The organism is Terriglobia bacterium (assembly GCA_020073185.1).
GTDB lineage: Bacteria > Acidobacteriota > Terriglobia > Terriglobales > Acidobacteriaceae > JAIQGF01.
Genome location: JAIQFT010000089.1, coordinates 1 through 9,338, shown reverse-complemented (window position 1 = coordinate 9,338; position 9,338 = coordinate 1). Strand labels below are relative to the sequence as shown.

Below are 9,338 nucleotides of genomic sequence, written 5' to 3'. Positions count from 1 at the left end.
GAAGACGGTGCGGCCCTGATTCATGAGCCATTGTGTACTCTCCTCGCATTCGAATCGCGGCAAGCCCGAAATGGCTTCAACTTATTGCGCAGCTACTACTTGCAGCCATCACCTTGCAACTTAACCGGACAGCAGTGAAACGGCTTCTACGCCGTCTTTGTTTTCTTCCCTGTCTTCGGCGCCTTGGTACTGACCATCGCATGTCTTAGGAGCATATTCGCCTTCGTCTGGTATCCGGGTCCGTAACCCTTAAGCCATTCGATGACATCCGCGTCCAAGCGCATGGTAACGGGCTTCTTAGTCGGCCGGTAGTACTGGCCGATCTCAGCATCTTTCCAATCCACAACCTCCGGCATGTCGGACCGATCAATGTCGGCGTCTTTCATTCTAGCGATGGCGGCGATTTCTCGTTTCTGTTCCCTTGTGAGTTTCTTCATAGCTTTTCCTCTCTCGGGAGGTTGCGGCGCGAGCTGAAATGATCCTGATTACTTCCTCGCTCCCGGTGTTCTCGAAACTGGTATGTACCACCAGCAGAATTGCACCGGGACCAATCGCGCCAAGAGTGATGAAGCGTTCCTCCTCCACGTGCGCGGCGTCGCGCTTTGTGAGGGCGTACGGATCATCAAACACCAGCGTGGCGGTCTCGAAGCTCACGCCGTGTTTGCTTCGGTTCTTCCGGTTCTTTTCTTCGTTCCATTCAAAGCGCATGCTTGCCGCTCAGACTAAAGTCTATGGTAAGTATGTACAGTTGTCAATACATGCTCCACGGTGGCCGTCGGATGTGCGCTGCAGAATGGTTGGGCACGTCAGGGATTCTTGGCGGCAACTCTCGATGAGCCGCCCTTCTTCTCGAGCCGTGCTGTCGCCGTCTTATGCACAGACCGCACCGCCTCAGCCTTTGCCATGGTGGCCGTCCTTGCTCGGTTTGGCTTCGCGCCTGTTTTACGAGACAACCCGGCGCTGGCAGCCGCGCTCTGGGCCATATCCAATCCAAAGAGTTCGGAGAGGTCTTGGCCGCCGCCGAGAACCTTTGCCGCAGCCGGTCCTCTCCTCGCCAGCGGAAGTGCATTGCCTGCCTTGGCGATCAGTTCCTTCTCGTCGACCTCATGAAGTCTGAAGAGAAATTCGGGCTGTTTGTCGAGCCGCGCGCCGATGCCATAAAGCACCGCCGCGACATGCTTGCACATCTCGGCCCAGTCGGGGCAACTGCACGAGAGTTTGATCTCATTTGGCGAAGGAAACAGGCCGGTCTTCTGCCGGCAGATGCGTTCCATGACGCCCTTAGAGAAATGTCCCTGCAGAAGCTCGACCAGCGAATCAATAGCGCCCGCGCAATCCTTGCAGATGGACTTCCAGCGCGCCTTCGTAACCGGAGTAACTCTTACGGCCACCGTGTAGATATCCGAGCCGCTGACCAGAGCCTTGATCTCACCGGGAGCAATTTGCAGATCGATTACCGAGCCGTTGCGCACGTACGTCCGCCCGCGCGGGAGACGGTTCGCGAAGTCACTATAGCGTTCGAGGTTCTCACACCAGGCTTTACCCCAGAAGGTCTTGGCAATGACGCGCCCTTCGATGATCACCGGCGAAACGGAGTGCCCCTTCTTCCTGAGCTTCTCCATCTTGCCGGCGGCTTGCCGTCGCCGCTCCGCCACGGAGACATACGGTCTCCACCCCCAGTCGGAGTGCATGGATCAGGTCTCCTTGAGCGCGGTGTTGAGGTCAAGCGCTACCAACCTGAGCAGTTCGTCGTCTTTCAATTCGGTCAGGAGCAGGTCAGCGCCGCCTTCGAGCATATCCTTCGAGAGCTGCCGCTTCGATTCGATCAACTGGTCGATCTTCTCTTCGACCGTTCCCCGGCACACGAACTTGTGCACCAGCACGTTCTTGTTTTGTCCAATGCGGAAAGCGCGATCGGTGGCCTGGTTTTCAACCGCCGGATTCCACCACCGGTCGAAATGCACCACATGCGAGGCAGCAGTAAGGTTGAGTCCGGCGCCTCCAGCCTTCAGCGAGAGCACGAAGAACCCGGCCGATTCGTCTTCCTGGAAGCGGCGCACCAGATTCTTGCGCTTCTTTACCTCGGTTTGCCCGTGAAGAACCAGGCCGGGACGGCCGAAAACCGATCCCAGAAACGCCGCCAACGGCGTAGTCACTTCGCGAAACTGGGTGAAGACGAGCACTTTTTCTTGCTTGGCGGCAATCACCTCCGCGATGTCCCGCAGACGCGCCCATTTGCCGCTGTCTTGCTCGCTCCATGCGCCATCGCCCAGCCACTGGGACGGGTGATTACAGATCTGCTTGAAGCGCATCAGGAACGACAATATCAGACCCTTCCGCTGGATACCCTCCGTGTCTTCGAGTAGCTCCGCCAATTCTTTGACCGCCTGCTGATAGAGCGCCGCCTGTTTTCGGCTGAGCTGGCAGAACGACTTGACCTCAGTTTTGTCAGGCAGATCGGCGATCACCGTTTTGTCGGTCTTCAACCTTCGCAAGATGTACGGTCGTACGAGTTCGCGCAAAGGGCCGTATGGATTGTGGGGTCGGTCCGCAAGGCGCTTGGTGAAGTTCGTGAATTCCTTTGCCGACCCGAGCAGCCCCGGGTTGATGAAGTCGAAGATGGACCATATATCTCCGAGGCGGTTCTCAATGGGCGTGCCGGTTAGGGCGAAGCGCGATCGTGCACTGATCTTCTTGGCGGTGCGAGTCTGCTTAGCGTCCGGGTTCTTAATGGCCTGCGCTTCGTCGAGCACGAGCAGTTGCCATGAGGCGTCCGCAATCCACGGAATGCGGAGCAACGATCCATAGCTGGTAATCACCAAGTCCATTTCCCGTAGACGCTCAGGCGCAAGCGTCTTCAAATCGGCCGCAGCCATGGCGGACGGATGGGCAATGAACGCCTTCAAGCTGGGCGTAAAGCGTTCCAGTTCCGAGGCCCAGTTGGCGAGCAGCGAAGCGGGAGCGACCAGCAGGCTTGGCTGCTGCTTGCCGTCCCCCTGGCTTTTTAGCACGAGGAACAGCGCCAGCACCTGAATGGTCTTGCCCAGTCCCATGTCGTCAGCCAGGCAAGCGCCGAGTCCGAGTTTCGCTAGCAGGTAGAGCCAGCGCACGCCCACCTGCTGGTAAGGCCGCAGCGTGCCATGCAGCGCCGCGCCGGGATCGATGCGGGCCAGCCCTTCAGGACTGCGAAGCCCTTTCAGTGTCTCCGTCAACCACGGACCGGCGATCACTTGAGCCCAGTCAGGATCGGCAGCGACGGGCGTTCCATCGGCGCCAACATCGGCGCCAGCGATCATTCGCATTGCCTCCCCGAAACTGAGGCCATTCTCGGCGGCGGCGCGCTCGACCTGGCCGAAGTGTTCGATCATGCGGCTCAATCGCTCTCGGTCAACTTCAACCCAGCGCCCTCGCACAAGCGCCAGCCCATCGGACTTGGTCAGCAATTCTCGGATCTCAGCAGCGCTCAACGTTTCGCCGTCGAGCGTGATTTCCACGCGGAAATCCAAGAGTGCGTCCTTTCCCATTCCCGATGGTTTATTGCCGCCAACTTTGGCCGACACTTGCGGACGCGGAGGGCGGTTGGCCCGCCATGTCGCCGGCATCCGCACAATCACACCCGAGCTTTCCAATTGCGGGACGTCCCTCAGGAGCTGCAGGGCTTCATTGGGCTTCCAGCGCAACGGATGGAAGACCTCACCCGCGTCCACCATGGCCTTCAGCCACGGACATCTCTCCGCTGCTCGTTGTACGGGAAGAAGCAGAGACAACAAACGATCCTTGTTTGCCGCTCCCGCATACTCGCGCAGCGCCTGGCCCAGCGGAAGATGCTGCGCCTTGGCGTGCGCTGACAACCGGGTCGTGTAGGTCGCGAGAAATGCGAACGGTGCCTCCTCATCCTTGCGATTTTCGGCAAGATTGAAGTGCACGCGCCCGACAAGGTTCCACGCCGGGTTGCGGCGCTTAAGGAACTCCTGAACCCCGCATTCCGACTCGGACAACTCAAGCCCGAAGGCTGTGTCCAGTTCCTGCCAGAGAGCCTGGAGGACCGTTGGCGTCAGATACTCCGCCCCAGTCATCGCGGGCGCTGCCAGAGCCAACCACTCCAGTTCTGCGTCGGGCGGAGGGGGAACATGCGCATTCTGTCGCGACGGCTCGATATCCGGTTGCGTGCAGAGGGCGGTCACTAACCGCGCCCCGAACTCGCGCCAGTAGCAGAAAACAGGAGGAAGCACCGTTCCGACCTCACCGGCGCCGAGTTGGAGGAGACCATGGCCCGACCCACGCGCGAAAGCATCGCGTAGACGCTGAGCAAGCTCCGGATCAAGAGCCGGCGCGTTATCCTCCTCGATCAAGCGCAGACGACCGTGCGGGGTCAGGATCGGAACCACGGAGACCGAATCCATGCAGAAAACCTATCAGCTAGGACGAGCAAGCCGCAACGATTCGGTCACGCTTCCTTCGCCAAGCATCGATATCCTTTCCCCTATTCCTCAGCACTGCGCTGGGACATCTCAGCAAGAGACGTTTTCCAATCGGTCTTGGCACGCAACGCCCACGGCACATTCGACGGCACGCCTGGAGCAATGGTTCCGCTTAAGCTATTGAAATGATGCGGTGAGGATAAGGGGCTGGATTGAGGCCTGCTGACTCCGCCTTGACTTCACGGCACAAACGCAAAAGCTGGAACACGGATAAGCCCATGAGAATGTTGGAAATTTGCGGCTCCTCCGAAATTAGACCAACTGACTACCTGGCCTTGACCGGATCCGCCAGACCACACGCAAGTTGTTGATAATAAAGTGGTGAGCGCGGAAGGAATCGAACCTTCAACCTACTGATTAAGAGTCAGTTGCTCTGCCAGTTGAGCTACGCGCCCAGGCTGTTTCCTTCTAACAATTTACCACGATCCAACGATGATACAACTGAGTTTGTGTCAGTTGCTCAGTAGCAGAATCAACGATTTGAACGGAACTCACCGTAAGCCGCCGAACCGGCCGATGTAGGCCGTCCCTTCAAAAGTCCCCAGACTGCAAAACGAGTTTGTAACCTTCCTCGTGCCGTACCGCATATCGCGTACTGTCGCTGCTGGGCACTGCAGCCGGGCTTGTTCCGGGCGGAATTCGAGGCTGCCTGAACGACCATGTGGGCGGAATTTTGGTCCGTAATCATTCGGGTCGAGTGTCAAACCGCTTGCGTTTCATTGGGCGAAATGCTCCTTCGTCGGATTCTGCCTCTGAGCGACTGTGGTGCAGCAGAAGAAATGAGATTCCAACGACCGTCATAAACATATTCACGGATCTTCATTGGTAAGCCTTGATATGTGCCCTGCCGCAGGGCGCCTCTTCAGAGGTACGCTCGGCGGGTGCATCTTCCCGGGTTTTGTCCCAGCCCACTATCATGCGGTCAGGTATCTCACGGCGCGCCGAATCCTGCGGGCAGTGGTTCTGAATCGGGATGGATGCCACTTAAGAAAGGTCACTTGTCATGATGAAGAGGGGCTTCATCTCGAAGCTCTTGTAGTGCGGCCGCAGTCGTTCGGTGTTGTAGTGTTCTTTCACGTTCACGACTTTTTTCGAGGCGGTCACAGCGTCGATCGGCATGTTGTCGTATCGGCCGTTTTTGAGGACAACAAGCCTGCCGTGGACCTTGTTGAGAATCAAGTTCAGCGCAAGATTGCCGTAGGCCATGGGGACGATCGAGTCGATCGCGTCAGGATCTCCACCGCGGACCAAGTAGCCCAGTTTTTGGTTGATGACGTGGATGAGTTCGCCGTTATTGTATTTCGGGGAGAGTTCTTGCAGCCTCTCCGAGACCAGATCGCCGATTCCGCCCAGTTTCTTATGCCCAAAGGCGTCCGTCGTCTCCTTTTCAAAGATCATTTCCTCACCTTCCAACATCGCTCCTTCGGACACCAGCAAGACAGAATACCGGCTTGGGTTCTTGCGGCGGTCGGCCACCAGCAATTCTGTCAACCGCTCGACATTGAACTTATGCTCCGGAATGACGCACCGGTTCGCTGCCCCCGCCATGGTCGGCAGCATGGCCGTGAAGCCGGCATAACGGCCGAACACCTCGACCACCAGGAAACGTTCATGCGAACCGGCGGAAGTCCGCAGGCTGTTGATCATCTGAATCGTGCGCGTCACACAGGTGCTGAACCCGATGCAGTAGTCGGTTCCCGGAACATCGTTGTCCATGGTCTTGGGAATCCCTACCACCTTCACGCCTTCTTGATGCAGGCGTACGCCATAGCTCAGCGTGTCGTCGCCGCCGATCGGAATCAAATAGTCGATTCCGAGCCAGTCAAGATTCTTGAGCACTTCCGGCGTCAAGTCGTTGTTCTCGGCTTGGTACGTGCCCTCCAAGTGAGCGGGGATATGGGATTTCTTGACCTGACTCGGATTCGTACGGGAGGTATGCAGGAAGGTCCCCCCGGTCCGGCCTGCCCGAATGACGAGCTCTTCCGAGAGGGTCTGGAAATTGTCGCGATTGTCGTAGTCCTTTTCGCGAATGATGTTGATCAAGCCTGCCCATCCGCGCCGTAGGCCGATCACCTGATAGCCCTCCCGCAGCGCCCGAATTGTGACCGCACGGATCGCCGGGTTCAAACCCGGCACGTCCCCGCCGCCGGTCAGGATTCCGATTACGGATTTCCTCGTGTTGATATTGGCCATGTTGTGTCCTCCGTGGTTGCTGCACAACCTGCAGGCGGCTTCCGCATCCGCAGTACCAGGGGAGGGAATACTGGAAACGCAGGCCGAGACATACGTAGCTCACGCCCTGCAGGGCAGATCGCCCCAGTCCGCGGCCGGTAACAATCCCCTCAAAGGAATTTTCACCTGCAGCTTAGCAGATCGAAAGGCCGGCGTTCAGAACTTCTCCGGTTCTTTCGGTCGACCGCCGGATCGCTTTGATCACTGGCCTGTGTGTGCACCGCCAGTGGCGGCGGTCCACGTCGTGACAGCGGGCCCCTGGCGTGACACCGACGTTGTGATCGAGGGACCCGCGGTCGTCGATATCGAGCAGGCGATTGCAACGATGTGGGCAACTCCTTGGTTCGCCGATCTCCGAAAAAGAACTCCCTCGGCATGCTGGCCACGACGCGTAACGCTACCTCACCCGCTGGGGCTTCTCCCCATATCGCCGGGGGTTGACGGCTGGACGAATTGATCGCAGCGATTGCCCGGCGTTCGATCTGGTTGACCGACGCCTACTTTCGTGAACGACAATCAACGACGAGCGGGTTGATGGGGCCCGGGGCGAGACACGCTGACGAAGCGAGTATTCACGATGGCGGCTTCGTTGATCCCCGAGACGTGCACCAGTACGCTTCTTGCGTACTGGGCGACCTGCTGAACTCCAGCGGCGTATTGCAAATTGGGGTTGCTGATTCCGCCGTTGTAAGCGCCGACTGCTTGTTCAATATCTCCGTCGAAGTGGTCGAGCAGATCCCGCAAAAGAAGGCCAGCATAGGTAGTGAGCACGTGACCATCGAGGCTGTCGAAATTCAGCTGTCGGGATGGGCGGAGCCGCTCGGGCAGCGCGGAATAGTCGCGCTTGTCGTGAAGAAAGAGTTCATGCGCATACCGCAGGGTTTCCCGGGTGATCTGCCAGGGCCCAAGCGAATAGTTTTTCACCAGCACGCGTCCGCGGCGGCGTTTCAGCACAATGTCGCCTGGCTCGGCTTTTCTTTTCCACGTGGTGTGTTCCAGGTCACCTTGAACGTCGAGATAGTTATTTTCCATGGCGCCGATGCCGAGAAACACGTCCAGGGGAATCGAATAGAACCTGGCGACGGCAATGACGTCGGCCGCGAACTCAGTCGCTTGCTGTCGAGTCAGGCTCCCGACCGGAAAATCCGGCTGCAGCCTCACTCGCGGGTCAGTCCTCGACTTGAACTGAATGAACCGCGATACGGGTACGGCAAGCTGGTGGGGATCGATCTCGTCAAGCTTGCGCCGTACGGGGCGGTTGTAGGCAGAGACGAAGATGGCAGTCTGCTGCCGCAGATATGGAATCCTATAAGCAGGTGTTGCCACGAGCTTGAATCCACTGATGATTGCTCGGGCCTCGAGTCCAGCCAGATAAGGGATTGCGGTCACGGCATCGTTGGGAGCGAGAATGGTAACGCGGTAGTCTGGACCGTGAGCGGTCTCGTTGGCCTCCAGGAACACGGCCGCTTCGTCCACGTCGGGGCGGCTTCGAATGTAGTCGAACTGCAGATAGGCGGACAGTTCGTCGCTGAATTGTCCGACTTCTGCGAGCAGCACGCCGGGACCGACGGGATAGCGTAGGGTAGTTCCAGATACGACCACCTGGGGCGCAACAGTTTCGGGCAGCACAATGGATCTGGGCCATGTTCGAAAGGCTATCCAGCCAGCCAGTGCCAGTAACGAGACTACAAGAAGAGAACAGGCTATCGACAAGCCCGCGGAGGAATGCGGGGCTGGGTCCGCCGAAATGTCGTCTCGTTTGATACGAGAATTCTAGCGCGATGCGCGAAAGCAGACACGGGCTGGAGGCCAGTCGTAAAGCGTTTGCTGGATCTCGTCAGCATGGTGCCAGATTCGTTGACTGTTTCGCAGGCGAAGAGGAATCTCTTGATGAGCTTGAGGTTGCGGCGCTATGGCCTGGGACATGCGCACGGTTATCGTGGTACGTGTCCTTCGGACAATATCCCGGTTTGGTTCCCCGTTGTATACTCCGGCGGGTGATCGCGGATAAGAAATCTGGCTGGCTGCTGCTGTTCGTATTGCTGACCACGGCTGCCACTGCGCAACCGAAGGTTGAGCGCGTACTGGTGCTCAAGCGGCAACACAAACTGCTGTTGCTGAGTGGGGACCAGGTCGTAAAGGCGTATGAGGTCGCGCTGGGACGTGGTGGTCTCGGACCGAAACAGCGGCAAGGAGATCGCCGGACACCGGAAGGACTTTACACGATTGATTTTCACAATAAAGCCAGCAAGTTTCATTTGGCGTTGCACATCTCGTATCCTCAATTCGCCGACAAGCGACGCGCCCGGCGGATCGGAGTAAAGCCCGGCGGCGACGTCATGATTCACGGTCTGGGGCCTGAATTCTCCTGGGTGGGAGCCAACCATCGTGTTTCCGACTGGACAGATGGTTGTATTGCCGTGACCGACACGGAAATCGAGGAGATCTGGCAGTTGGTTCCAGATGGAACGCCGGTGGAGATTCGCCCCTAGCAGCCCGTGGTGCAAGTCTGGATTCGTGAGCGGAAAGTACTGAAGTATCCACAGGCATAGTTCGTAGAATGTCGCGCATGTCGATGGGGACGCGCAAGCAGCGGGAGAAGCAAGAGGACATCTGGATTGCGCA

7 protein-coding genes and 1 tRNA gene are annotated in these 9,338 nt (G+C 58.2%); 1 reads left to right on the top strand and 7 read right to left on the bottom strand.

Annotation, left to right across the window (positions count from 1 at the left end; genetic code table 11):
• Positions 1-146: 146 nt before the first annotated feature.
• The 7 genes from LAN64_19680 to LAN64_19650 form a co-directional block, all read right to left on the bottom strand.
• Positions 147-437, bottom strand: coding sequence for a BrnA antitoxin family protein (locus LAN64_19680; protein MBZ5570050.1), 291 nt, complete (start codon positions 435-437; stop codon positions 147-149).
• Positions 388-708 carry a BrnT family toxin gene (locus tag LAN64_19675; GenBank protein MBZ5570049.1) on the bottom strand — a complete coding sequence of 107 codons (321 nt, stop codon included), beginning with the start codon at positions 706-708 and terminating at the stop codon, positions 388-390. Before LAN64_19675 ends, LAN64_19680 begins: the two co-directional genes overlap by 50 nt.
• Positions 709-806: 98 nt before the next feature.
• Complete coding sequence (locus tag LAN64_19670) at positions 807-1,691, bottom strand: SWIM zinc finger family protein (GenBank protein ID MBZ5570048.1); 885 nt, start codon at positions 1,689-1,691, stop codon at positions 807-809.
• A gap of 3 nt (positions 1,692-1,694) precedes the next feature.
• Positions 1,695-4,403, bottom strand: coding sequence for a DEAD/DEAH box helicase (locus tag LAN64_19665; protein MBZ5570047.1), 2,709 nt, complete (start codon positions 4,401-4,403; stop codon positions 1,695-1,697).
• 397 nt (positions 4,404-4,800) lie between these two features.
• A tRNA-Lys gene (locus LAN64_19660) sits at positions 4,801-4,876 on the bottom strand.
• A gap of 589 nt (positions 4,877-5,465) precedes the next feature.
• Positions 5,466-6,674 (bottom strand): ATP-dependent 6-phosphofructokinase, encoded by a 1,209-nt coding sequence (locus LAN64_19655; GenBank protein ID MBZ5570046.1) that lies wholly within the window; start codon positions 6,672-6,674, stop codon positions 5,466-5,468.
• Between the two features lie 555 nt (positions 6,675-7,229).
• The gene (locus LAN64_19650; GenBank protein MBZ5570045.1) at positions 7,230-8,342 is read right to left on the bottom strand and encodes a lytic transglycosylase domain-containing protein; all 1,113 of its coding nucleotides are present in this window, start codon (positions 8,340-8,342) and stop codon (positions 7,230-7,232) included.
• A gap of 152 nt (positions 8,343-8,494) precedes the next feature.
• Here LAN64_19650 and LAN64_19645 point away from each other — a divergent pair, with 152 nt between their 5' ends.
• Positions 8,495-9,205, top strand: a complete 711-nt coding sequence (locus LAN64_19645) for a L,D-transpeptidase family protein (protein ID MBZ5570044.1) — start codon at positions 8,495-8,497, stop codon at positions 9,203-9,205.
• Positions 9,206-9,338: the final 133 nt, after the last annotated feature.